Origin of the sequence: Paraburkholderia sp. BR10882, from assembly GCF_040948855.1 — a bacterium.
Taxonomy (GTDB): domain Bacteria; phylum Pseudomonadota; class Gammaproteobacteria; order Burkholderiales; family Burkholderiaceae; genus Paraburkholderia; species Paraburkholderia nodosa_A.
Genome location: NZ_JBFPKP010000003.1, coordinates 618,617 through 641,283 on the forward strand (window position 1 = coordinate 618,617; position 22,667 = coordinate 641,283).

At 62.9% G+C, this 22,667-nt stretch carries 21 protein-coding genes and 1 tRNA gene; all 22 read left to right on the plus strand.

The window, feature by feature from the left end; translation table 11 throughout:
• Positions 1-35: 35 nt before the first annotated feature.
• The 22 genes from AB3X99_RS12025 (at position 36) to AB3X99_RS12130 (ending at position 22,575) form a co-directional block, all read left to right on the plus strand.
• The gene (locus AB3X99_RS12025; protein ID WP_368617024.1) at positions 36-1,328 is read left to right on the plus strand and encodes a branched-chain amino acid ABC transporter substrate-binding protein; all 1,293 of its coding nucleotides are present in this window, start codon (positions 36-38) and stop codon (positions 1,326-1,328) included.
• A gap of 154 nt (positions 1,329-1,482) precedes the next feature.
• The gene (gene rpsO / locus AB3X99_RS12030) at positions 1,483-1,752 is read left to right on the plus strand and encodes a 30S ribosomal protein S15 (protein ID WP_042271770.1); all 270 of its coding nucleotides are present in this window, start codon (positions 1,483-1,485) and stop codon (positions 1,750-1,752) included.
• Between the two features lie 367 nt (positions 1,753-2,119).
• Complete coding sequence (gene pnp, locus AB3X99_RS12035; protein ID WP_069265284.1) at positions 2,120-4,267, plus strand: polyribonucleotide nucleotidyltransferase; 2,148 nt, start codon at positions 2,120-2,122, stop codon at positions 4,265-4,267.
• Between the two features lie 145 nt (positions 4,268-4,412).
• Positions 4,413-5,429, plus strand: a complete 1,017-nt coding sequence (locus tag AB3X99_RS12040) for an NAD(P)H-quinone oxidoreductase (RefSeq protein WP_368617053.1) — start codon at positions 4,413-4,415, stop codon at positions 5,427-5,429.
• Between the two features lie 154 nt (positions 5,430-5,583).
• Positions 5,584-6,366 (plus strand): triose-phosphate isomerase, encoded by a 783-nt coding sequence (gene tpiA / locus AB3X99_RS12045; RefSeq protein ID WP_069265283.1) that lies wholly within the window; start codon positions 5,584-5,586, stop codon positions 6,364-6,366.
• Positions 6,367-6,467: 101 nt separating this feature from the next.
• Positions 6,468-6,872, plus strand: coding sequence for a preprotein translocase subunit SecG (gene secG / locus AB3X99_RS12050; protein WP_069265282.1), 405 nt, complete (start codon positions 6,468-6,470; stop codon positions 6,870-6,872).
• 110 nt (positions 6,873-6,982) lie between these two features.
• Positions 6,983-7,067, plus strand: a tRNA-Leu gene (locus AB3X99_RS12055).
• A gap of 164 nt (positions 7,068-7,231) precedes the next feature.
• On the plus strand, positions 7,232-7,591 hold the full coding sequence (locus AB3X99_RS12060; protein ID WP_028205678.1) for an NADH-quinone oxidoreductase subunit A: 360 nt from the start codon (positions 7,232-7,234) through the stop codon (positions 7,589-7,591).
• Positions 7,592-7,663: 72 nt separating this feature from the next.
• Positions 7,664-8,143, plus strand: a complete 480-nt coding sequence (locus AB3X99_RS12065; RefSeq protein WP_027819582.1) for an NADH-quinone oxidoreductase subunit B family protein — start codon at positions 7,664-7,666, stop codon at positions 8,141-8,143.
• 22 nt (positions 8,144-8,165) lie between these two features.
• A complete protein-coding gene (locus AB3X99_RS12070) occupies positions 8,166-8,771 on the plus strand; it encodes an NADH-quinone oxidoreductase subunit C (protein WP_069265281.1) in 606 nt (201 codons plus the stop codon).
• A 9-nt stretch (positions 8,772-8,780) separates the two neighbouring features.
• The gene (locus AB3X99_RS12075; RefSeq protein WP_133182092.1) at positions 8,781-10,034 is read left to right on the plus strand and encodes an NADH-quinone oxidoreductase subunit D; all 1,254 of its coding nucleotides are present in this window, start codon (positions 8,781-8,783) and stop codon (positions 10,032-10,034) included.
• 129 nt (positions 10,035-10,163) lie between these two features.
• Positions 10,164-10,649, plus strand: coding sequence for an NADH-quinone oxidoreductase subunit NuoE (nuoE, locus tag AB3X99_RS12080; protein ID WP_069265279.1), 486 nt, complete (start codon positions 10,164-10,166; stop codon positions 10,647-10,649).
• The gene (nuoF, locus tag AB3X99_RS12085; protein WP_133182095.1) at positions 10,646-11,974 is read left to right on the plus strand and encodes an NADH-quinone oxidoreductase subunit NuoF; all 1,329 of its coding nucleotides are present in this window, start codon (positions 10,646-10,648) and stop codon (positions 11,972-11,974) included. Before nuoE ends, nuoF begins: the two co-directional genes overlap by 4 nt.
• A gap of 121 nt (positions 11,975-12,095) precedes the next feature.
• Positions 12,096-14,429, plus strand: coding sequence for an NADH-quinone oxidoreductase subunit NuoG (gene nuoG / locus AB3X99_RS12090; protein ID WP_368606353.1), 2,334 nt, complete (start codon positions 12,096-12,098; stop codon positions 14,427-14,429).
• Positions 14,430-15,494, plus strand: a complete 1,065-nt coding sequence (gene nuoH, locus AB3X99_RS12095; protein ID WP_042271744.1) for an NADH-quinone oxidoreductase subunit NuoH — start codon at positions 14,430-14,432, stop codon at positions 15,492-15,494.
• Positions 15,495-15,509: 15 nt separating this feature from the next.
• On the plus strand, positions 15,510-15,998 hold the full coding sequence (gene nuoI / locus AB3X99_RS12100) for an NADH-quinone oxidoreductase subunit NuoI (protein WP_069265275.1): 489 nt from the start codon (positions 15,510-15,512) through the stop codon (positions 15,996-15,998).
• A 175-nt stretch (positions 15,999-16,173) separates the two neighbouring features.
• A complete protein-coding gene (locus AB3X99_RS12105) occupies positions 16,174-16,869 on the plus strand; it encodes an NADH-quinone oxidoreductase subunit J (protein WP_069265274.1) in 696 nt (231 codons plus the stop codon).
• A 17-nt stretch (positions 16,870-16,886) separates the two neighbouring features.
• Positions 16,887-17,192 carry an NADH-quinone oxidoreductase subunit NuoK gene (gene nuoK, locus AB3X99_RS12110; RefSeq protein WP_006052894.1) on the plus strand — a complete coding sequence of 102 codons (306 nt, stop codon included), beginning with the start codon at positions 16,887-16,889 and terminating at the stop codon, positions 17,190-17,192.
• Positions 17,193-17,206: 14 nt separating this feature from the next.
• Positions 17,207-19,252 (plus strand): NADH-quinone oxidoreductase subunit L, encoded by a 2,046-nt coding sequence (gene nuoL, locus AB3X99_RS12115; RefSeq protein ID WP_069265273.1) that lies wholly within the window; start codon positions 17,207-17,209, stop codon positions 19,250-19,252.
• Between the two features lie 23 nt (positions 19,253-19,275).
• A complete protein-coding gene (locus tag AB3X99_RS12120) occupies positions 19,276-20,775 on the plus strand; it encodes an NADH-quinone oxidoreductase subunit M (protein ID WP_069265272.1) in 1,500 nt (499 codons plus the stop codon).
• A gap of 25 nt (positions 20,776-20,800) precedes the next feature.
• Positions 20,801-22,273, plus strand: coding sequence for an NADH-quinone oxidoreductase subunit NuoN (gene nuoN, locus AB3X99_RS12125; RefSeq protein WP_254320013.1), 1,473 nt, complete (start codon positions 20,801-20,803; stop codon positions 22,271-22,273).
• On the plus strand, positions 22,273-22,575 hold the full coding sequence (locus AB3X99_RS12130) for a DUF2818 family protein (RefSeq protein ID WP_028205666.1): 303 nt from the start codon (positions 22,273-22,275) through the stop codon (positions 22,573-22,575). Before nuoN ends, AB3X99_RS12130 begins: the two co-directional genes overlap by 1 nt.
• Positions 22,576-22,667: the final 92 nt, after the last annotated feature.

Genomic DNA, 22,667 nt, shown 5'->3' on the forward strand with positions numbered 1-22,667 from the left:
AATCGGGCTGGCATCAAACAATGAGAGTAAAGCGCATGACGGCACGCATGACGCGTGCGGCGGCGATCATGGTCGCCATGACGGCGCTGGCGGCAGGCCTTGGGGCCGCAACCGGCGCACAGGCGGATGAGGCGCCGACCGGTAAGCCGATCCAGCTCGCGCTCATCGAAGGCATGTCCGGCCCCTTCGCGGACGCGGGCGCGGCTGTCGAGCGCAATCTGCGCTTCGGCGTGGAGCGCGTCAATGCGCGCGGCGGCGTCGTGCTGCGTGACGGGGCGCATCCGCTCGAACTGGTGACGCTCGACAGCAAGGGCAGCCCCGAGGCGGCGCTCGTGCAGCTGCGCATGGCGCAGGACCGCCACATCGGCTACGTCATGCAGGGCAACAGCTCGGCAGTGGCGGCGGCGCTCGAGTCGGCGGTCGATCGCCAGGCTACGCGCGATCCGGAGAACCGCGAGCTCTTCCTCAACTATTCCGCCGACGACCCCGCGCTCACCAACGCGAATTGCAGCTTCTGGCATTTCCGCTTCGACGCGCACGCGGGCATGCGCATGGACGCGCTCGCGGACGTAATCGCCGCGGACAAGTCGGTGAAGAAGGTCTATCTGCTCAACCAGGACTACAGCTTCGGTCACGACGTCAGCACGCTCGCGCGCGCGGCGCTCGCGAAGGACCGTCCGGACATCGCCGTCGTCGGCGACGAGTTTCACCCCATCGGCCGCGTGAAGGACTTTGCGCCTTACATCGCCAAGATTCGCGCAGCGGGCGCCGACGCCGTCATCACCGGAAACTGGGGCAACGACCTCACGCTGCTCGTGAAGGCCGCGCGCGAGCAGGGCCTCGACGCGAAGTTCTACACGTTCTACGGCAATAGCCTGGGCGCGCCGGCGGCGCTGGGCGACGCGGGCGTGAAGCGCGTGATCGCGGTAGCCGACTGGCATCCGAACGTGAACGGCGCCGCCTCCGACGCGTGGTACAAGGCGTTCCGCGCGCGCTATCCGGCCGCGAAGGACGACTACCCGGTGCTGCGCATGTCGATGATGGTGGAGATGCTCGCGCAGGCCATGACGAAGGCAGGCACGGCCGACCCCGCTACGGTCGCGAAGGCGCTGGAAGGCATGCGCTTCGACAATGGCTTTCACCCCATGTGGATGCGCGCCGACGACCACCAGGTGATTCAGCCCCTTTACGTCATGGAGATGGACAAGCAGGGTACGCCCGGTGTGCGCAACGACAACGAGGGTTCCGGCTACGGCTTTCGCACAGTGCTGGCGCTGCCCGCGGAGAAGACCGTGCCCGCCACTGTCTGCCAGATGAAGCGGCCTTGACAGCGCCCCTTACAAGCGGTTTCGCGGCAAATCGGGGCTGTGCTACAATACGCCCCTTGTCGCGAACCTGCGGCAAGACAATCACGCAGTCAGAACCAAGCCACGGCACGGCCTTTCTTCCGTGACCGCTCGTTTGTTTTAAAGGAAAAGCAAAATGTCCGTAGCAGATATCAAGAAGTCCGACGTCGTCGCGCAATTCGCGCGCGGCACCAACGACACGGGTTCGCCCGAAGTCCAGGTTGCGCTCCTGACGTCGCGTATCAACGAACTGACCTCGCACTTCAAGTCGCACGCGAAGGATCACCACAGCCGCCGCGGTCTGCTGCGCATGGTGAGCCGCCGCCGCAAGCTGCTCGACTACCTGAAGGGCAAGGACGCTGACCGTTACCGCGCGCTGATCGAGAAGCTGGGTCTGCGTAAGTAATCGGAAGGTCTTCCGCAAAGATGCCTGTGTCAGTTCCACTGATGCAGGCATTTTGTTTTTGAACGGTGCGCTTCATGCGGCTTTTCAAGCTGTTTTGATGCGATAAACACCGGTCCGTAACACAAGGCAACACCACGTAGCACCAGCAGCAGTACAAGCAGCAGGGCCGGGCCTCGGGGCAGAGCTTTGTGTCATTCCAGCAGATCGTACGCGGCGATGCGTCACAGCCGCATTGCAACCGTTTTGCAACCTCGCGATCCGCTGGAATGGCATAACACTCCTCTTCCTGCGCGGTGTCGGAGCCTGTCTTGCCGCATCGTCCGCGTGTGCGGGCGGCGCATAACAAATGAGTAAGGAGTGAGTGACCATGACCATGTTCAATAAAGTCGTGAAAGAGTTCAAATGGGGCCAGCACAACGTGCGCCTCGAAACGGGTGAGATCGCCCGTCAGGCAAGCGGCGCCGTCATCGTCGACGTCGAAGACACCGTCGTGCTCGCGACCGTCGTCGGCGCGAAGACCGCCAAGCCGGGTCAGGACTTCTTCCCGCTCACCGTCGATTACATCGAAAAGACCTATTCGGCCGGCAAGATCCCGGGCGGCTTCTTCCGCCGCGAAGGCCGTCCGTCGGAAGGCGAAACGCTGATCTCGCGCCTGATCGACCGTCCGCTGCGCCCGCTTTTCCCGGAAGGCTATTACAACGAAGTCCAGGTCGTGATCCACGTCCTGTCGATCAACCCGGAAGTCCCGGCTGACATCCCCGCGCTGATCGGCGCGTCGGCTGCACTGGCGATTTCGGGTCTGCCGTTCAACGGCCCGGTGGGCGCAGCACGCGTGGCCTACATCAACAACGAGTACGTGCTCAACCCGACGCGCGCCCAGATCAAGGAATCGCGCCTCGACCTCGTCGTGGCCGGTACCGAGCGCGCCGTGCTGATGGTGGAATCGGAAGCCGACCAGCTGCCGGAAGACGTGATGCTCGGCGCGGTCGTGTTCGGCCACGAGCAGATGCAAACGGCCATCGACGCGATCCACGAACTGGTGCGTGACGGCGGCAAGCCCGAGTGGGACTGGACGCCGGCGCCGAAGGACGAAGCGCTCATCGCACGCGTCACGGCCATCGCCAACGACAACCTGCTCGCCGCGTACCAACTGCGCGACAAGCAGCAGCGTTCGGCCAAGCTGAAGGAAGTCTACGCAGCGACGTCGGCCAAGCTCGAAGAAGAAGCGGCTGCGGCCGGCACGACGGCGGCCGACAAGGCCACGGTCGGCAACATCGTGTTCGACCTCGAAGCGAAGATCGTCCGCTCGCAGATCCTGAACGGCGAGCCGCGTATCGACGGCCGCGACACGCGCACGGTGCGCCCGATCGAGATCCGCACGGGCGTGCTGCCGCGCACCCACGGTTCGGCGCTCTTCACGCGCGGCGAAACGCAGGCGCTGGTCGTCGCGACGCTCGGCACCAAGGGCGACGAGCAGATCATCGACGCGCTCGAAGGCGAGTACCGCGACCGCTTCATGCTCCACTACAACATGCCCCCGTTCGCGACCGGCGAAACGGGCCGTGTCGGCTCGCCCAAGCGCCGTGAAATCGGCCACGGCCGTCTCGCCAAGCGCGCGCTGGTCGCATGCCTGCCGAGCGCCGAAGAGTTCGGCTACTCGATCCGCGTCGTTTCGGAAATCACCGAGTCGAACGGTTCGTCGTCGATGGCTTCGGTGTGCGGCGGCTGCCTCGCGCTGATGGACGCCGGCGTGCCGATGAAGGCGCACGTCGCCGGCATCGCGATGGGCCTGATCCTCGAAGGCAACAAGTTCGCCGTGCTGACCGACATCCTCGGCGACGAAGATCACCTCGGCGACATGGACTTCAAGGTTGCGGGAACGGAAGCTGGCGTGACCGCGCTGCAAATGGACATCAAGATCCAGGGCATCACCAAGGAAATCATGCAGGTCGCCCTCGCGCAGGCGAAGGAAGGCCGCATGCACATCCTCGGCAAGATGACCTCGGCCGTGTCGGGTGTGAACACCGAACTGTCGGCGTACGCTCCGCGCATGATCACGATCAAGATCAACCCGGAAAAGATCCGCGACGTGATCGGCAAGGGCGGTTCGGTGATCCGCGCGCTGACGGAAGAAACGGGCACGACCATCGATATCTCCGACGACGGCGTCGTGACCATCGCTTCGACGTCGAGCGAAGGCATGGCCGAAGCGAAGAAGCGCATCGAAAACATCACGGCCGAAATCGAAGTGGGCCAGGTGTACGAAGGCGCGGTCCTCAAGCTGCTGGACTTCGGCGCGATCGTGAACCTGCTGCCCGGCAAGGATGGTCTGCTGCATATCTCCGAGATCGCCAACGAGCGTATCAAGGACATCAACGACTATCTGAAGGAAGGCCAGGTCGTGAAGGTCAAGGTCATCCAGACGGACGAGAAGGGCCGCGTGCGCCTGTCCGCCAAGGCGCTGCTCAACGAGCAAGCGAATGGCGGCGCACCGCAAGGCGAGCCGCAGCAGTAAAGCGGTAAGCTCCAACGGCCGGCAGCGTGCAAAACGCGCCGGCCGTTTTTTATGACAATGAGGGTGAATGGCAGTGCGCATGCGTCAATCCTGTCGCGTGCGCAGCGCCATCCAGACGGGGCGCGAAGCGCTGAGGAGACGCGAGATGAAGGCAGTCGAGATTACGGAATTCGGTGCGCCGGATGTGCTCAAGCTGGCGGAACGGCCAACTCCCGAGCCGAAGGCCGGCGAAGTGCTGATCAAGGTGAGCGCCTCGGGCGTGAACCGTCCCGACGTGTTCCAGCGCAAGGGCTCGTATGCGCCGCCGCCGGGCATTTCCGATCTGCCGGGACTCGAGGTGGCGGGCGAGATCGTCGATGGCTCGATCGACGAGAAGAACAATCCGTTCGGCCTGAAGATCGGTGATCGCGTGTGCGCGCTGATCGCGGGCGGTGGTTACGCCGAATATGCGGTCGCGCCGCTCGGGCAATGCCTGCCGGTGCCGCAGGGGCTCACCGATGTCGAGGCGGCCTCGCTGCCCGAAACGTTCTTCACAGTCTGGAGCAACGTATTCCAGCGCGCCTACCTGGGCCAGGGCGAGGGCGGCGAGAACGAGACGCTGCTCGTGCAGGGCGGCTCGAGCGGCATCGGCGTGACGGCGATCCAGATCGCGCATGCCCTCGGCTTTCGTGTGTTCGCCACCGCGGGCTCGGACGACAAGTGCCGCGCTTGTGAAGCGCTCGGCGCCGACCGCGCCATCAACTACCGCAGCAGCGATTTCGTGGAGGTCGTGAAGGCGCTCACGAACGACCGCGGCGTGGACGTGATTCTCGACATGGTGGCCGGCGGCTACGTGGCGCGCGAGCTGTCCGCGCTGGCGACCGGCGGACGCATCGTGCTCATCGCGACGCTCGGCGGCTCCAAGGCCGAACTCAACATGGGCGAGATCCTGCGCCGCCGGCTCACGGTGACCGGTTCGACGCTGCGTGCGCGCTCCGTCGAGTTCAAGGCCCGGATCGCTCAGGAGCTCAAGGCGAAGGTCTGGCCCCTCATCGAAGAGGGTCGCATCAAACCCGTCGTGTTTCGCGTATTTCCCGCCGCACAGGCCGCTGAGGCCCATGCGTTGATGGAAAGCAGCGAGCATATCGGCAAGATCATGCTCGACTGGAGTAGCGCGGCGTGAGCGCGCGTCGGCAGGAGCGATCCGCTCCTGCTTGATTTTTCGGGATTTTTTTTCGCGTATTTTTTGTGCATCCCGGGCGGGGCGGTTTGACCCGTCTGGTTTTCACGCAGTAAAATTATGTGTTTTGCGTCCGCTTTTAACCGCAACCGGAACAATGACGAAACAACGATCGAAGCTCGTAGTCGGTAACTGGAAGATGCATGGCCGCCTCGCGGCCAATGCGGCACTGCTGGAAGGCGTTGCGCGCGGCGCGCAGGCGCTGCCCCAGGACGTGCACGTGGGTGTGTGCGTGCCGTTCGCGTATCTCGCGCAGGCGCAGGCACTGCTCGGCGGCAGCCGGGTTCAGTGGGGCGCACAGGACGTTTCGGCGCACGAGCAGGGCGCCTATACGGGCGAAGTCGCGGCAGGCATGGTTGCCGACTTCGAGGCCACGTTTGCGATCGTTGGTCACTCGGAACGCCGCGCTTACCACGGCGAAAGTTCCGAATGCGTCGCTGTGAAGGCGCAGCGCGCGCTTGCGGCGGGCCTCACGCCCATCGTCTGCGTGGGTGAAACGCTCGAAGAACGCGAGTCGGGCGCGACCGAGCGCGTGGTCGGCGCACAGATCGACGCCGTGCTGGCCGCGCTGTCGGTCGAAGAGGCCGCGCGTATCGTCGTCGCTTACGAGCCGGTCTGGGCGATCGGCACGGGCAAGAGCGCGAGCTCGGAGCAGGCTCAGCAGGTGCATGCGTTCCTGCGTGCCCGCCTCGCGGCCAAGGGCGCGCAAGTCGCGGACGTGCCGCTGCTCTACGGCGGCAGCGTGAAGCCGGAAAATGCGGCGGAGCTATTCCGTCAGGCCGACATCGACGGCGGCCTGATCGGCGGTGCGTCGCTGAAAGAGGGTGATTTCCTCGCGATCTGCGTGGCCGCTGCGGCGGGCGCCAGCATCGCGAGCTAAAGGCTTGCGCACGAAGCATTCGAACTAAAACGCGTCGTGCGGGCTGCTTATGCGTCTGCTCCGGGAGGGGTGGACGTTCAACCAGGACTCAGGTGAGTGTGATGCTGTATTTGAAAACGTTGATTATCGTCGTCCAGCTTCTGTCGGCGCTCGGGGTGATCGGCCTCGTCTTGCTGCAGCACGGCAAAGGCGCGGACATGGGCGCCGCATTCGGCAGCGGCGCGTCGGGCAGCCTGTTCGGCGCAAGCGGTTCCGCGAACTTCCTTTCGCGCACTACGGCAGTTCTCGCAACGGTGTTTTTCTGCTCCACCCTTGCGTTAACTTACCTGGGGTCGTATCATGCGAAGCCTTCGGCGGGCGTGCTTGGCGCTTCGGTTCCAGCCCCGGTCGTAGCCTCGGCGCCGGCTGCTTCGGCGCCGGTTGCACCTGCTCCTGGCGCATCCGCTCCGGCGGCGGCTTCGCCGGCTGCAGCAGCCTCGCAACCCGGCAACGACGTTCCGAAATAAGTTCGAAAAACCTGTTTTGTGCGTTGAACAACGAACGGAAACAAGTTAGAATCTAAGTCTTGAAGCGATTCGCGGGTTGCAAGATTTTGTTGTCCCGGATTGCATGTAGTGCCGACGTGGTGAAATTGGTAGACACGCTATCTTGAGGGGGTAGTGGCGAAAGCTGTGCGAGTTCGAGTCTCGCCGTCGGCACCAATGTTATCTAAAAAATGCCAGCCGCTTGCTTCAGCTTCGGCTGGCATTTTTGCTTCTTACGTCGTGTTCGTCTTCTGTTCGCAGCGCGAAGTACGTGAAGTGATTCCCGCGGAGCGATGCAAGTTCCAGCGGAACCTCAGAACCAACCGATATAGAGGATAGCCTTGAACCTCGCTGCCTATTTCCCCGTCCTTCTGTTCCTCCTCGTGGGTGTTGGTCTGGGCATAGCGCTAGTGACAATCGGCAAGGTCCTCGGTCCCAACCGGCCAGACAGCGAAAAAAATTCGCCGTACGAGTGCGGCTTCGAAGCCTTCGAAGACGCCCGAATGAAGTTCGACGTACGCTACTACCTGGTCGCCATCCTTTTCATCATCTTCGACCTCGAAACGGCGTTCCTGTTTCCGTGGGGTGTAGCCCTGCGCGACATCGGCTGGCCGGGCTTCCTGTCGATGATGCTGTTTCTGCTCGAATTCCTGCTGGGCTTTGCCTACATCTGGAAGAAGGGTGGTCTCGACTGGGAATAATGGGTTAATCGCCGGATTGCATGGGCGGCACTGCGGGGAAACTGTGGGCTGTCCGTCTGGAGTGGAAAGCACATGAGTATCGAAGGGGTCTTGAAGGAAGGGTTTGTCACCACTACGGCTGACAAGCTGATCAACTGGACGCGCACTGGCTCGCTGTGGCCGATGACGTTCGGTCTGGCGTGTTGCGCGGTCGAGATGATGCACGCGGGCGCGGCCCGTTATGACCTTGACCGTTTCGGCGTAGTGTTTCGTCCGAGCCCGCGTCAGTCGGACGTCATGATCGTCGCCGGCACGCTCTGCAACAAGATGGCGCCGGCGCTGCGCAAGGTCTACGACCAGATGGCCGAGCCGCGCTGGGTCATTTCGATGGGGTCGTGCGCCAACGGCGGCGGCTACTACCACTATTCGTATTCGGTCGTGCGCGGTTGTGATCGCATCGTGCCGGTCGACGTCTATGTGCCGGGATGCCCGCCGACAGCGGAAGCCCTGGTCTACGGGGTGATCCAGTTGCAGGCGAAGATTCGCCGCACCAGCACCATCGCCCGTCAATAAAGGCCGCGAGCCTCCCCACAATATGGCAAGCAAACTCGAGACCCTGAAAGCGAACCTCGAAGCGGCCCTCGGCGCGCGCATCGTCAGCCTCACCGAGGCGCTCGGCGAGCTGACGCTGGTCGTCAAGGCGGGCGAGTCCCTCGCGGTGGCCAAGGAGCTGCGCGACAATCCCTCGCTGCGCTTCGAGCAACTGGTCGACCTGTGCGGCGTCGACTACCAGACCTTCGGTGACGGCGCCTGGGAAGGCCCGCGCTTCGCCGCGGTGTCGCATCTGCTGTCGCTCGCGAACAACTGGCGCGTGCGTCTGCGCGTGTTCGCGCCGGACGACGAAGTGCCTATCGTGCCCTCGCTCGTCGAGATCTGGAATTCGGCCAACTGGTACGAGCGCGAGGCGTTCGACCTGTTCGGCATCGTCTTCGAAGGCCACCCCGACCTGCGCCGCATCCTGACCGACTACGGTTTCATCGGCCATCCGTTCCGCAAGGACTTCCCGGTTTCGGGCTATGTCGAAATGCGTTACGACCCGGAGCAGAAGCGCGTGGTCTACCAGCCCGTCACGATCGAGCCGCGCGAGATCACGCCGCGTGTGATCCGCGAAGATCGCTACGGCGGTCTGAAGAAACACTAAGAGGGTCGCATGTCAGAGATCAAGAACTACACGCTCAACTTCGGCCCGCAGCACCCGGCAGCGCACGGTGTGCTGCGCCTCGTGCTCGAGCTCGACGGCGAAGTGATCCAGCGCGCCGATCCGCACATCGGCCTGCTGCATCGCGCGACCGAAAAACTCGCCGAGAGCAAGACGTTCATTCAGTCGGTGCCGTACATGGACCGTCTCGACTACGTGTCGATGATGGTCAACGAGCACGGCTATGTGCTCGCCATCGAAAAGCTGCTCGGCATTGAAGTGCCGATCCGCGCGAAGTACATCCGCGTGCTGTTCGACGAAGTCACGCGCGTGCTGAACCACCTCATGTGGATCGGCTCGCACGCGCTCGACGTCGGCGCGATGGCGGTGTTCCTCTACGCGTTCCGCGAGCGCGAAGACCTGATGGACGTCTACGAGGCGGTCTCGGGTGCGCGCATGCACGCCGCTTACTACCGTCCGGGCGGCGTGTATCGCGATCTGCCTGACGCAATGCCGCAATACAAGGCGTCGAAGATCCACAACGAGAAGGCGCTCGCCCGCATGAACGAGGCGCGCCAGGGCTCGGTGCTGGACTTCATCGACGACTTCTTCACGCGTTTCCCCGGTTGCGTCGACGAGTACGAAACGCTCCTCACCGACAACCGTATCTGGAAGCAGCGTCTGGTCGGCATCGGCGTGGTGAGCCCCGAGCGCGCCATGCAGCTTGGTCTCACGGGCGCGATGCTGCGCGGTTCGGGCATCGAATGGGATCTGCGCAAGAAGCAGCCGTACGAAGTCTACGACCAGATGGACTTCGACATTCCGGTGGGCGTGAACGGCGACTGCTACGACCGCTATCTCGTGCGCGTCGAGGAAATGCGTCAGTCCACCCGCATTGCGAAACAGTGCATTGAGTGGCTGCGCAAGAATCCCGGCCCCGTGATGATCGACAATCACAAGGTTGCGCCGCCCTCGCGCGTGAACATGAAGTCGAACATGGAAGAGCTGATTCACCACTTCAAGCTCTTCACGGAAGGCTTCCACGTGCCCGAAGGCGAGGCGTACGCTGCCGTCGAACATCCGAAGGGTGAATTCGGCATCTACCTGGTGTCAGATGGCGCGAACAAGCCGTATCGTCTGAAGATCCGTGCGCCGGGCTATGCCCACCTGTCCGCGCTCGATGAAATGGCGCGCGGCCACATGATTGCCGACGCGGTCACGATCATCGGCACGCAGGACATCGTGTTCGGTGAAATCGACCGCTAGGGCGGCGCGCAGTAAGGTGCGCCCGGTCCCGGGCGCACGCAGCATGGAACGCCACGTCTGTCGCAGCGAATGTATGAGAACGCGCGGCAGGTTTTCGTTCGGTAGGAATTGAAAGAGTCGTGTCTGAAAATGATCTCAGCTGAAGGCCTGAAAGAAATCGATCGCGCGTTGACGAAGTACCCCGCCGATCAACGACAGTCCGCCGTGATGGCGGCTTTGGCCGTTGCTCAGGAAGAGCATGGCTGGCTGTCTCCCGAAATCATGCAGTTCGTGGCCGACTACATCGGCATGCCGCCTGTCGCGGTCCAGGAAGTGGCCACGTTCTACACGATGTTCGAGACCACGCCGGTCGGCAAGCACAAGATCACGCTCTGCACGAATCTGCCGTGCCAGCTCGGCCCGGAAGGCGGCTCGGAGAGCGCCGCCGAATACCTGAAGCAGAAGCTCGGAATCGACTTCGGCGAAACCACGCCCGACGGCAAGTTCACCTTGAAAGAAGGTGAATGCATGGGCGCGTGCGGCGATGCACCGGTGATGCTCGTGAACAATCACCGCATGTGCAGCTTCATGAGCCGCGAGAAGATCGACCAGCTGCTCGAGGAGCTTTCGAAATGACTTCGTTGCACGACCGTCACATCAAACCGCTGATTCTCGCGGGCCTCAACGGCGAGAACTGGCATCTCGAAGACTACGTCGCGCGCGGCGGCTACAAGCAGCTGCGCCGTATTCTCGAAGAAAAGATTCCGCCCGAGCAGGTGATCGCCGACGTGAAGGCGAGCGGTCTGCGCGGCCGCGGCGGCGCGGGCTTCCCGACCGGCCTGAAATGGAGCTTCATGCCGCGTCAGTTCCCGGGGCAGAAGTATCTCGTCTGCAACTCGGACGAGGGCGAGCCTGGCACGTTCAAGGACCGCGACATCCTGCGCTGGAATCCGCATAGCGTGATCGAAGGCATGGCCATCGGCGCGTACGCGATGGGCATCACCGTCGGCTACAACTACATCCATGGCGAGATTTTCGAGGTGTATCGCCGCTTCGAGGCTGCGCTGGAAGAAGCGCGCCAGGCGGGCTACCTCGGCGACAACATTCTCGGCACGGACTTCTCGTTCCAGCTGCACGCGCACCATGGCTACGGCGCGTACATCTGCGGCGAGGAAACCGCGCTGCTCGAGTCGCTCGAAGGCAAGAAGGGCCAGCCGCGCTTCAAGCCGCCGTTCCCGGCGAGCTTCGGCGTGTACGGCAAGCCGACCACGATCAACAACACCGAGACCTTCGCAGCCGTCCCGTTCCTGTTGACCGTCGGTCCGCAGACGTACATGGAACTCGGCAAGCCGAACAACGGCGGCACGAAGATCTTCTCGATCTCGGGCGACGTGGAGCGTCCGGGCAACTACGAGATCCCGCTCGGCACCCCGTTCGCGAAGCTCATGGAACTGGCCGGCGGCGTGCGCGGCGGCAAGAAGCTGAAGGCCGTGATTCCGGGCGGCTCGTCGGCGCCGGTCATTCCGGGCGACCTGATGATGCAGACGGACATGGACTATGACTCCATCGCCAAGCAGGGCTCGATGCTCGGCTCGGGCGCCGTCATCGTCATGGACGAAACGCGCTGCATGGTGCGCTCGCTGCTGCGCCTCTCGTACTTCTATTACGAAGAGTCGTGCGGCCAGTGCACGCCGTGCCGCGAAGGCACGGGCTGGCTGTATCGCGTGGTGAACCGTATCGAGCACGGCGAAGGCCGCCAGGAAGACCTGGATCTGCTGAACTCGGTGGCGGGCAACATCATGGGCCGCACGATCTGCGCGCTCGGCGACGCGGCGGCCATGCCGGTGCGCGGCATGCTCAAGCATTACTGGGACGAATTCGAATATCACGTGCACAACAAGCGTTGTCTGGTCGGCGGTCATGCCGGCTCGCACGCGGCCTCGGAGACGGTGGCCGCCTGACAGGCGAAGAGACAGCATGTTGTGCGCGAACCGCGTAGCACGACGCAACGACGCAACGGCGCAGTGACGGGGAATGCTGCTGTGAAATTGAGCGGTAACAGGTTAGGGACGATTAACCATCATGGTTGAACTTGAAATAGACGGCAAGAAGGTGCAGGTGCCCGAGGGCAGCATGGTGATCCAGGCTGCTCAGCGCGTGGACACGTACATCCCGCACTTCTGCTATCACAAGAAGCTCTCCATCGCGGCCAACTGCCGGATGTGTCTCGTCGATGTCGAGAAGATGCCGAAGGCCGTGCCCGCATGCGCGACGCCGGTGTCGCAAGGCATGGTCGTGCGCACCATGTCGGACAAGGCCGTGCAGGGTCAGCAAGCCGTGATGGAATTCCTGCTGATCAACCACCCGCTCGACTGCCCGATCTGCGATCAGGGCGGCGAATGCCAGCTTCAGGATCTGGCCGTCGGTTACGGCAAGTCCGCGTCGCGCTACAGCGAAGAAAAGCGCGTGGTGTTCCACAAGAACGTCGGTCCGCTCATCTCGATGGAAGAGATGTCGCGCTGCATTCACTGCACGCGCTGCGTGCGCTTCGGCGACGAAATCGCCGGCGTGATGGAGCTCGGCATGCTCGGCCGCGGCGAGCATTCGGAAATCACCTCATTCGTCGGCAAGACGGTCGACTCCGAACTCTCGGGCAACATGATCGACCTGTGCCCGGTCGGCGCGCTCACGAGCAAGCCGTTCCGCTTCTCGGCGCGGACGTGGGAACTGTCGCGCCGCAAGTCGGTGAGCCCGCACGACGCAACGGGTGCGAACCTCGTCGTGCAGGTGAAGAACAACCGCGTGATGCGCGTGCTGCCGTTCGAGAACGAATCCATCAACGAATGCTGGATCTCGGACAAGGACCGCTTCTCGTACGAAGGCCTGAACAGCGAAGACCGCCTCACGCGCCCGATGATCAAGCAGGGCGGCGAGTGGATCGAGACCGACTGGCAGACCGCGCTCGAATACGTCGTGAAGGGCATCAAGGGCATATGCGACGAGCATGGCGAGAACCAGCTCGCGCTGCTCGCGAGCCCGCACAGCACCCTCGAAGAACTTTATCTCGCGAAGCAGTTCGCGGACGCGATCGGCACGCCGAACGTCGACTTCCGTCTGCGCCAGAGCGACTTCTCGGCGCCGCTCGAAGGCGCGCCGTGGCTCGGCACGAAGATCGCCGAACTCTCGTATGCCGACTCGGCATTCGTGATCGGTTCGTTCCTGCGCCGCGACCACGCGCTGTTCGCAGCGCGTCTGCGCCAGGCAGCGAAGGGCGGTGCACAGGTCAGCTTCCTGCAGGCCACCGCTGACGGCTCGCTGATCCCGAACGCGCAGCGCATTGTCGCCGCGCCCTCGGCATGGCTGGACGAACTCGCTTCGATCGCAGCGGCTGTCGCCGAAGCGAAGGGCGTTGCGGTGCCGGAAGGTTTCGCGGGCGCACAGGCCACGCACGCCGCGAAGCAGGTTGCCGCGTCGCTTGCGAATGGCGAGCGACGCTACGTGCTGCTCGGCAACGCCGCGGTCCAGCACCCGGAATTCTCGCGCCTGCACGCCGCCGCGCAGTTCATCGCCGAAACGACGGGCGCGACGCTTGGCTTCCTCACGGAAGCGGCCAACACGGTCGGCGCGCATATCGCCGGCGCACTGCCGGGCCGCGACGGCCTGAACGCACGCGAAGCGTTCGAGCAGCCGCGCAAGGGCTATCTGCTCCTGAACGTCGAGCCGGAATTCGATACGGCCAACCCGGCCGCCGCGCGCGCCGCGCTTGCGCAGGCCGAAATGGTCGCCGTGTTCTCGCCGTACAAGACGGGCCTCGACTACGCGGACGTACTGCTGCCCATCGCGCCGTACACGGAAACGTCGGGCACCTTCATCAACGCAGAAGGGACGTCGCAGACCTTCAACGGCGTCGTGCGCCCGCTCGGCGACACGCGTCCGGCATGGAAGGTCCTGCGCGTGCTCGGCACGCTGCTGGGCGCCAAGGGTTTCGAATACGACACCGCCGAAGAAGTGCGCCGCAAGGCGATGGGCGACGGCAGCTTCGAAGGCCGTCTGTCGAACAAGGCCGGCGCCACGATTGCACGCGGCAGCCTCGCGAAGGCCGCGGAAGGCCGCTTCGAGCGTATCGCCGACGTGCCGATCTACCACGCCGATCAAATCGTGCGCCGCGGCGAAGCGCTGCAGCTCACCATGGCTGCCCGCGTGGCGAACGCGATCGGCCTGCCGGCGGCATACTTCGACCAGCTCGGCCTGAAGGAAGGCGACGCCGTGCGCGTGCGCCAGGGCGAGCTGTCGGTGACGGCGCCTGCAACGCGCGATGCGAATCTTGCGCCGACAGTCGTGCGTGTGTCGGCGGCGACGCCGGCCGGAGCGCAACTCGGCAGCCTGTTCGGTGAACTGCTGGTGGAGAAGGCGTAAATGAGCTTGTTCGATACGATCAATGCAGGCGGCAGCCAGCTGCTCGGCGTGGCATGGCCCACCGTCTGGGCGCTGGTGCGCATTCTCGTCGTCGCGGTGGTGATCCTGCTGTGCGTGGCGTACCTGATCCTCTGGGAGCGCAAGCTGATCGGCTGGATGCACGTGCGTCTCGGCCCGAACCGCGTGGGCCCCGCAGGTCTCTTGCAGCCGATCGCCGACGTGCTGAAGCTGCTGCTCAAGGAAGTGATTCAGCCTGCGCAGGCAAGCCGCTGGATCTACATGGTCGCGCCGATCATGGTGGTGGTGCCGGCCTTCGCGGTCTGGGCGGTGATTCCGTTCCAGGCGGGCGCGGTGCTCGGCGATATCAACGCGGGCCTGCTCTACGCGATGGCGATCTCGTCGATCGGCGTGTACGGCGTGATTCTGGCGGGCTGGGCGTCGAACTCGAAGTACGCGTTCCTCGGCGCCATGCGCGCCGCGGCGCAGATGGTTTCATACGAGATTTCGATGGGCTTCGCGCTCGTCGTCGTACTGATGGTGTCGGGCAGCCTGAACCTCTCGGTGATCGTCGAAGGCCAGATGCGCGGCATGTTCGCAAACTGGGGCATTACGTTCCTCTCGTGGAACTGGCTGCCGCTGCTGCCGATGTTCGTCGTCTACTTCATCTCGGGCATTGCCGAAACGAACCGTCACCCGTTCGACGTGGTGGAAGGGGAGTCGGAAATCGTCGCGGGTCACATGATCGATTACTCGGGTATGGCGTTCGCGCTGTTCTTCCTCGCCGAGTACATCAACATGATCGTGATCTCGGCGCTCGCCTCGGTGCTGTTCCTCGGCGGCTGGAGCGCCCCGTTCGCGTTCCTCGACTTCATCCCGGGCGTGTTCTGGCTGGTGCTGAAGGTCTTCTGCCTGCTGTCGGTCTTCATCTGGGCCCGCGCGACGTTCCCGCGCTATCGCTATGACCAGATCATGCGTCTCGGCTGGAAGGTGTTCATTCCGGTGTGCATCGTGTGGCTGATCGTGGTCGGCTTCTGGTACATGTCGCCGTTGAGCATCTGGAAATAAGGGGCGAACACAACCATGAACGCTATCCAAAACTTCTTCAAGACGTTTTTCCTGACCGAGCTGCTCAAGGGGCTCGCGCTGACGGGTCGTTACACCTTCAAGCGCAAGTTCACCGTGCAGTTCCCGGAAGAAAAGACGCCTATCTCGCCGCGTTTTCGGGGTTTGCACGCGCTGCGCCGCTATGAAAATGGCGAAGAGCGCTGCATCGCGTGCAAGCTGTGCGAGGCCGTGTGCCCTGCGCTCGCGATCACGATCGAATCGGAAGTGCGCGAGGACAACACGCGCCGCACGACGCGTTACGACATCGATCTGACCAAGTGCATCTTCTGCGGTTTCTGCGAAGAGAGCTGCCCGGTCGACTCGATCGTCGAAACGCACATTCTCGAGTATCACGGCGAGAAGCGCGGCGATCTGTATTTCACGAAGGATATGCTGCTGGCCGTTGGCGATCGCTATGAAGCGCAGATCGCGGCGAACAAGGCAGCGGATGCACCGTACCGTTGATCTTTCAGTTTGACGCTGCATCGGCCCGCGGTTCGGGCCGGCTGCGGGGAACGCGTGTGCCGAACGCCCGCGCGATACCGCAGCCTGACCGCCGCGGCGCGACGCTCACTGGTCTGGCCGCCAGTCTGCGCCGCGCAATCCGCTTCACGAAGGCCTCAACGATGAACCAGTAATCATGGAATTCACGACCGTCCTGTTCTACATCTTCGCGCTGCTGCTCACGCTGTCAGGGCTGAAGGTGATCACTTCGCGCAATCCTGTCGCGTCTGCGCTCTTCCTCGTGCTCGCGTTCTTCAACGCGGCCGCGATCTGGATGCTGCTCGAGGCCGAATTCCTCGCGATCCTGCTGGTGCTCGTCTACGTGGGCGCGGTGATGGTGCTGTTCCTGTTCGTGGTGATGATGCTGGACATCAACATCGACGTGCTGAGCCGCGACTTCAAGCGCTTCATCCCGGTGGCGACCATCGTGGGCGCGATCATCGTGGTCGAAACCGCGCTGATCCTGTGGCACGGCTTCGGCGCGACGAGCGCGCCGGTGCCCGATACCACGCCGGCTGCCGCCGCCGCGATCTCGAACGCACACCTGATCGGCAAGATCATCTACACCGACTACATCTTCGCCTTCGAAGTCGCCGGCCTCGTGCTGCTGGTGGCGATCGTCGCGGCCATCGCGCTCACGGTGCGCGAGCCGAAGGACTCGAAGCGTCAGGACGTATCGAAGCAGGTCAACGTGCGTCGTCAGGACCGCGTGCGCCTCGTGAAGATGCAGGCCGTCGTGGAAGTGCCGGAGCCCGCGGAACCGGCGCAAGCCGAAGCCGGGGCTGCGCCCGCGGCGGGCGCCGCGCCGGCCGCACCGGCAACGAAGAGCTAAGCGCGAAGGAGCGAACCATGCTGACACTGGCCCATTACCTCGTCCTCGGCGCGATCCTTTTTGCGATCTCGATCGTCGGAATCTTTTTGAATCGGCGCAACGTCATCATCATCCTGATGGCGATTGAGCTGATGCTGTTAGCGGTGAACACGAACTTTGTCGCGTTCTCGCATTACCTCGGTGACGTTCACGGACAGATTTTCGTGTTCTTCGTGCTTACAGTTGCGGCGGCGGAAGCTGCAATTGGTCTGGCTATTCTTGTGACCCTGTTCCGCAGCCTCGACACGATCAATGTCGAGGATCTCGATCAGCTCAAAGGCTAAGGCAGGCTGACTTTATGGCAACGACTCTCAACGAAACTCTTCTGCTGGCGATCCCGCTGGCTCCTCTCGCCGGTTCCCTGATTGCCGGTCTCTTTGGCAAAACGATCGGGCGCGCGGGCGCGCATACGGTGACCATTCTCGGCGTCGCGATTGCGTTCGTGCTGTCGTGCATCACGCTCTTCGACGTGATGGGCGGCGCGAGCTTCAACGCGACGGTCTACGAATGGATGTCGGTTGGCAGCCTGAAGTTCGAAGTCGGCTTCCTCATCGACTCGCTGACTGCGCTCATGATGGTCGTCGTGACCTTCGTGTCGCTGATGGTGCACATCTACACGATCGGCTACATGGCGGAAGAAGAGGGCTACGAGCGCTTCTTCTCGTACATCGCGCTCTTCACGTTCTCGATGCTGATGCTCGTGATGAGCAACAACTTCCTGCAGCTGTTCTTCGGCTGGGAAGCAGTGGGTCTCGTCTCGTACCTGCTGATCGGCTTCTACTTCAAGCGTGAAAGCGCGATCTACGCGAACATGAAGGCGTTCCTCGTGAACCGCGTGGGCGACTTCGGCTTCCTGCTCGGTATTGGCCTGTTGCTCGCGTTCGGCGGCTCGCTGAACTACAACGACATCTTCGCGAAGGGTCATGAAATCGCCGCGCTGACGTTCCCGGGCACCTCGTGGAACCTGCTCACTGTTGCGTGTATCTGCCTCTTCATCGGCGCGATGGGTAAGTCGGCGCAGTTCCCGCTGCACGTCTGGCTCCCGGACTCGATGGAAGGCCCGACGCCGATCTCCGCACTGATTCACGCGGCAACCATGGTGACGGCCGGTATCTTCATGGTCGCGCGCATGTCGCCGCTGTTCGAACTCTCGGAAGCCGCACTGTCGTTCATCGTCGTGATCGGCGCCATTACCGCGCTCTTCATGGGCTTCCTCGGCGTGGTCCAGAACGACATCAAGCGTGTGGTGGCTTACTCCACGCTCTCGCAGCTCGGCTACATGACGGTGGCGCTCGGCGTGTCGGCTTATCCGGTGGCGATCTTCCACCTGATGACCCACGCGTTCTTCAAGGCGCTGCTGTTCCTCGGCGCGGGCTCGGTCATCATCGGCATGCACCACGATCAGGACATGCGCAACATGGGCGGCCTGCGCAAGTACATGCCCATCACGTGGATCACGTCGCTCATCGGTTCGCTCGCGCTGATCGGCACGCCGTTCTTCTCGGGCTTCTACTCGAAGGATTCGATCATCGATGCCGTGAAGCTCTCGCACCTGCCGGGTTCGGGCTTCGCGTACTTCGCGGTGGTCGCGAGCGTGTTCGTCACGGCGCTCTATTCGTTCCGCATGTACTTCCTCGTGTTCCACGGTGAAGAGCGCTTCCGCGGTCCGAAGCATCCGGAATCGCCGATGGCGATCGAAGCAGCCCACGGTCATGGCGATCATGGCCACGACGAACACCACGTGCACGTGCCGCACGAGTCGCCGTGGGTCATCTGGGTGCCGCTCGTTCTGCTCGCGATTCCCTCGGTGATCGCCGGTGCGTTCGCGATCCAGCCGCTGCTCTTCGGTGACTTCTTCTCGCATGGCGTGGCGTTCCAGAACGTCATCTTCGTTGGCGAGAACCACGAAGCGCTCGCGGAGATGGGCAAGGAATTCCAGGGCTGGGCCGCGATGGGCGCGCATGCGTTCTCGGGTCTGCCGGTGTGGCTCGCACTCGCGGGTGTGGTGGTGGCGTGGTTCTTCTACATGAAGCGCCCGGAACTGCCGGCCGTCGTGTCGCGCACTTTCTCGCCGGTCTACAAGCTGCTGGCAAACGCGTATTACCTCGACAAGATCAACGAAATTGTCTTCGCTCGCGGAGCCGTCGCGATCGGTCGCGGTCTGTGGAAGGAGGGCGATGTCGTCGTGATCGACGGCGTCGTAAACGGGAGCGCCAAGTTTATCGGCTGGTTTGCAACTGTCATTCGTTTCCTGCAATCCGGCTATATCTACCACTACGCATTTGCCATGATCATTGGCATGCTTGGCCTCCTTACCCTGTTTGTAACGCTCGGCGGCAAATAAGGCAAAATAAGGCGAGGAAACGCATGCACGCAACTCCGATTCTCAGTATTGCGATATGGATGCCGATCGTATTCGGCATCATCGTTCTTGTAGTGGGTTCCCGTCGGAACCCGAGTGCGGACCGCTGGCTCGCACTCATCGGTTCGGTGCTTAGTTTCCTCGTCACCCTTCCGCTCGTTGCGGGCTTCGATACGAGCACGGCTTCCCTGCAGTTCGAGGAGAAGGCGGTCTGGATCGAGCGGTTCAATATTGCGTATCACCTGGGCGTCGACGGCATCGCGATGTGGTTCGTCGTGCTGACGGCGCTCATCACCGTGATCGTCGTGATCGCGGGCTGGCAGGTCATCACGAAGAATGTTGCGCAGTATTACGCGTCGTTCCTCATCCTGTCGGGCATCATGATCGGCGTTTTCTGCGCCGCCGACGGTCTGCTGTTCTACGTGTTCTTCGAAGCCACGCTCATTCCGATGTACATCATCATCGGCGTGTGGGGCGGCCCGAACCGCGTGTACGCAGCATTCAAGTTCTTTCTTTACACGCTGGCCGGCTCGCTGCTCATGCTGGTCGCGTTGCTGTACCTGTACCGCATTACCGGGACCTTCGACCTCGCCACCTGGCAGGCCGCGAAGATCGCCATGACGCCGCAAATCCTGCTGTTCATCGCGTTCTTCTTCGCGTTCGCCGTCAAGGTGCCGATGTGGCCGGTCCACACGTGGTTGCCGGACGCGCACGTCGAAGCGCCCACGGGCGGCTCGGTCGTGCTGGCCGCGATCATGCTCAAGCTCGGTGCGTACGGTTTCCTGCGTTTCTCGCTGCCGGTCACGCCGGACGCGAGCCACTACCTGGCGCCGGTCATCATCACGCTGTCCCTGATCGCCGTGATCTATATCGGCCTCGTGGCGATGGTGCAGGCGGACATGAAGAAGCTGGTCGCGTACTCGTCGATTGCCCACATGGGCTTCGTCACGCTCGGCTTCTTTATGTTCGGCGAATCGAGCCAGCTCGCGATGGAAGGCGGGATCATCCAGATGATCTCGCACGGTTTCGTCTCGGGCGCCATGTTCCTGTGCATCGGCGTGCTGTATGACCGCATGCACACACGCGATATCGCGGATTACGGCGGTGTGGTCAACACCATGCCGAAGTTCGCGGCGCTGGTCATGCTGTTCGCGATGGCCAACTGCGGTCTGCCGGGCACCTCGGGATTCGTCGGCGAATTCATGGTGATTCTGGCGGCCGTGAAGTACAACTTCTGGATCGCATTCGGGGCGGCGTTCACGCTGATCCTGGGCGCGGCCTATACGTTGTGGATGTACAAGCGGGTGTATTTCGGCGCCGTTGCGAATGACCATGTTCGCGAGCTGAAGGACATTAACGGTCGCGAATACTTCATTCTCGGAGTACTCGCACTGTTTACGCTTTTCATGGGCGTCTACCCGAAGCCCTTTACCGATGTGATGCACGTTTCCGTGGAAAACCTCCTCTCCCACGTCGCAGTGTCGAAACTGCCGCTGTCACAGTAATACCCGAGCGGAGGAACAAAAGATCATGCCAAACGCCCCTATGTACGCTCTGCTGCCCGACGGCCTGGTGATGACCGGCCTCGTCGTCGCGTGGCTCAACGACACGTTCACCGGACCTGAAGGCCGGCGCACGACCTACTTCATCGCGCTGCTGACCACGGTCATAGCCGGTATCTGGTTCGCGGTGGACGCGTTCGATCCGCACGTGTACTACTACTTCACGCGCATGTACGTGGTCGATCCGTTCGCGAGCGCCATGAAGGCGGTGGTCACGCTCGGCTACGCCGTGTCGATCGTGTACTCGCGCAAGTACCTCGAAGACCGCGACATGTTCCGGGGCGAGTTCTTCCTGCTTGGCCTGTTCTCGCTGCTCGGCCAGCTCACGATGATCTCGGGCAACAACTTCCTCACGCTGTACCTCGGCCTCGAGCTGATGTCGCTCTCGCTCTACGCGGTCATCGCACTGCGCCGTAACGCGGCGCAGTCGAACGAAGCGGCCATGAAGTACTACGTGCTGGGTGCGCTCGCTTCGGGCTTCCTGCTCTACGGCATCTCGATGCTGTACGGTGCGACCGGCTCGCTCGAGCTGAACGAAGTGTTCAAGGCCGTGGCTTCGGGCCACATCAACGATATCGTCCTGCTGTTCGGCGTGGTGTTCATCGTCGCCGGCGTGGCGTTCAAGATGGGTGCGGTGCCGTTCCACATGTGGGTGCCCGACGTCTATCAAGGCGCGCCTACGGCCATGACGCTGCTGACCGGCGGCGGCCCGAAGGTCGCGGCATTCGCCTGGGCCGTGCGCTTCCTCGTGATGGGCCTGCTGCCGCTGGCAGTGGACTGGCAGGAGATGCTGATCATCCTCGCGGCACTCTCGATGATCGTCGGCAACATCACGGGTATCGTCCAGCGCAACATCAAGCGCATGCTCGCGTACTCGGCCATCTCGAACATGGGCTTCGTGCTGCTCGGCCTGCTTGCCGGCATCGTCGACAACAAGGCGACGGGCGCGGCCAGCGCATACAGCTCGGCCATGTTCTACAGCATCGTCTATCTGATCACGACGCTCGGCGCGTTCGGCATCGTCATGCTGCTGTCCCGCCGCGATTTCGAAGCGGAAACGATCGACGACTTCAAGGGCCTGAACCAGCGCAACCCGGTGTTCGCGTTCGTGATGATGCTCATGATGTTCTCGCTCGCCGGCATTCCGCCGACCGTCGGCTTCTACGCGAAGCTCGCCGTGCTCGAAGCGACCATGAACGCGGGCCTCACGTGGCTTGCCGTGCTCGCCGTGGTTACGTCGCTGTTCGGCGCGTTCTACTACCTGCGTATCGTCAAGCTGATGTACTTCGACGCACCGCAGGACGAAGCACCGATCGAGAGCCACGCATTGAACCGCGGGCTGCTCACGCTCAACGGCGTGGCGGTGCTCGTGCTGGGCATCATTCCTGGCCCGCTGATGTCGATCTGCCTGCAGGCTGTCACGCATACGCTGCCGCTCTGATGTCGGCAGCGGGCTGGTTCATCGTGCTGTTGGCGCTCGCGGGCGCCAACCTGCCGTTCCTCAACCAGCGATTGTTCGGCGTGGTGCCGCTTCGCGCACCGAAGAAGAGTGCGTGGATTCGCATCGCTGAAATGATCGTGTTGTACTTTGTGGTCGGTACGTTCGGCTTCCTGCTGGAGGCGCGCGCCGGCAATCGTTTTGACCAGGGCTGGCAGTTCTACGCGATCACCTTCAGTCTTTTTGTCGTGTTCGCGTTTCCCGGCTTCACCTGGCAATATCTCGTCAAACGCCGCCCGGCGTGACGCGCGTGGCCGGCCCGCGGCCGGCACGCGCGGTGCGACCCGCAGTCCGGCCGCAGTCTGGCCGGTTTCACTTCAAGCGGCGCGCGCGCGGC

Coding starts and splice junctions, on each gene's coding strand:
- AB3X99_RS12025 (WP_368617024.1), top strand. CDS start 36: ATGACGGCACGCATGACGCGTGCGGCGGCGATCATGGTCGCCATGACG.
- rpsO (WP_042271770.1), top strand. CDS start 1,483: ATGTCCGTAGCAGATATCAAGAAGTCCGACGTCGTCGCGCAATTCGCG.
- pnp (WP_069265284.1), top strand. CDS start 2,120: ATGACCATGTTCAATAAAGTCGTGAAAGAGTTCAAATGGGGCCAGCAC.
- AB3X99_RS12040 (WP_368617053.1), top strand. CDS start 4,413: ATGAAGGCAGTCGAGATTACGGAATTCGGTGCGCCGGATGTGCTCAAG.
- tpiA (WP_069265283.1), top strand. CDS start 5,584: ATGACGAAACAACGATCGAAGCTCGTAGTCGGTAACTGGAAGATGCAT.
- secG (WP_069265282.1), top strand. CDS start 6,468: ATGCTGTATTTGAAAACGTTGATTATCGTCGTCCAGCTTCTGTCGGCG.
- AB3X99_RS12065 (WP_027819582.1), top strand. CDS start 7,664: ATGAGTATCGAAGGGGTCTTGAAGGAAGGGTTTGTCACCACTACGGCT.
- AB3X99_RS12070 (WP_069265281.1), top strand. CDS start 8,166: ATGGCAAGCAAACTCGAGACCCTGAAAGCGAACCTCGAAGCGGCCCTC.
- AB3X99_RS12075 (WP_133182092.1), top strand. CDS start 8,781: ATGTCAGAGATCAAGAACTACACGCTCAACTTCGGCCCGCAGCACCCG.
- nuoE (WP_069265279.1), top strand. CDS start 10,164: ATGATCTCAGCTGAAGGCCTGAAAGAAATCGATCGCGCGTTGACGAAG.
- nuoF (WP_133182095.1), top strand. CDS start 10,646: ATGACTTCGTTGCACGACCGTCACATCAAACCGCTGATTCTCGCGGGC.
- nuoG (WP_368606353.1), top strand. CDS start 12,096: ATGGTTGAACTTGAAATAGACGGCAAGAAGGTGCAGGTGCCCGAGGGC.
- nuoH (WP_042271744.1), top strand. CDS start 14,430: ATGAGCTTGTTCGATACGATCAATGCAGGCGGCAGCCAGCTGCTCGGC.
- nuoI (WP_069265275.1), top strand. CDS start 15,510: ATGAACGCTATCCAAAACTTCTTCAAGACGTTTTTCCTGACCGAGCTG.
- AB3X99_RS12105 (WP_069265274.1), top strand. CDS start 16,174: ATGGAATTCACGACCGTCCTGTTCTACATCTTCGCGCTGCTGCTCACG.
- nuoK (WP_006052894.1), top strand. CDS start 16,887: ATGCTGACACTGGCCCATTACCTCGTCCTCGGCGCGATCCTTTTTGCG.
- nuoL (WP_069265273.1), top strand. CDS start 17,207: ATGGCAACGACTCTCAACGAAACTCTTCTGCTGGCGATCCCGCTGGCT.
- AB3X99_RS12120 (WP_069265272.1), top strand. CDS start 19,276: ATGCACGCAACTCCGATTCTCAGTATTGCGATATGGATGCCGATCGTA.
- nuoN (WP_254320013.1), top strand. CDS start 20,801: ATGCCAAACGCCCCTATGTACGCTCTGCTGCCCGACGGCCTGGTGATG.
- AB3X99_RS12130 (WP_028205666.1), top strand. CDS start 22,273: ATGTCGGCAGCGGGCTGGTTCATCGTGCTGTTGGCGCTCGCGGGCGCC.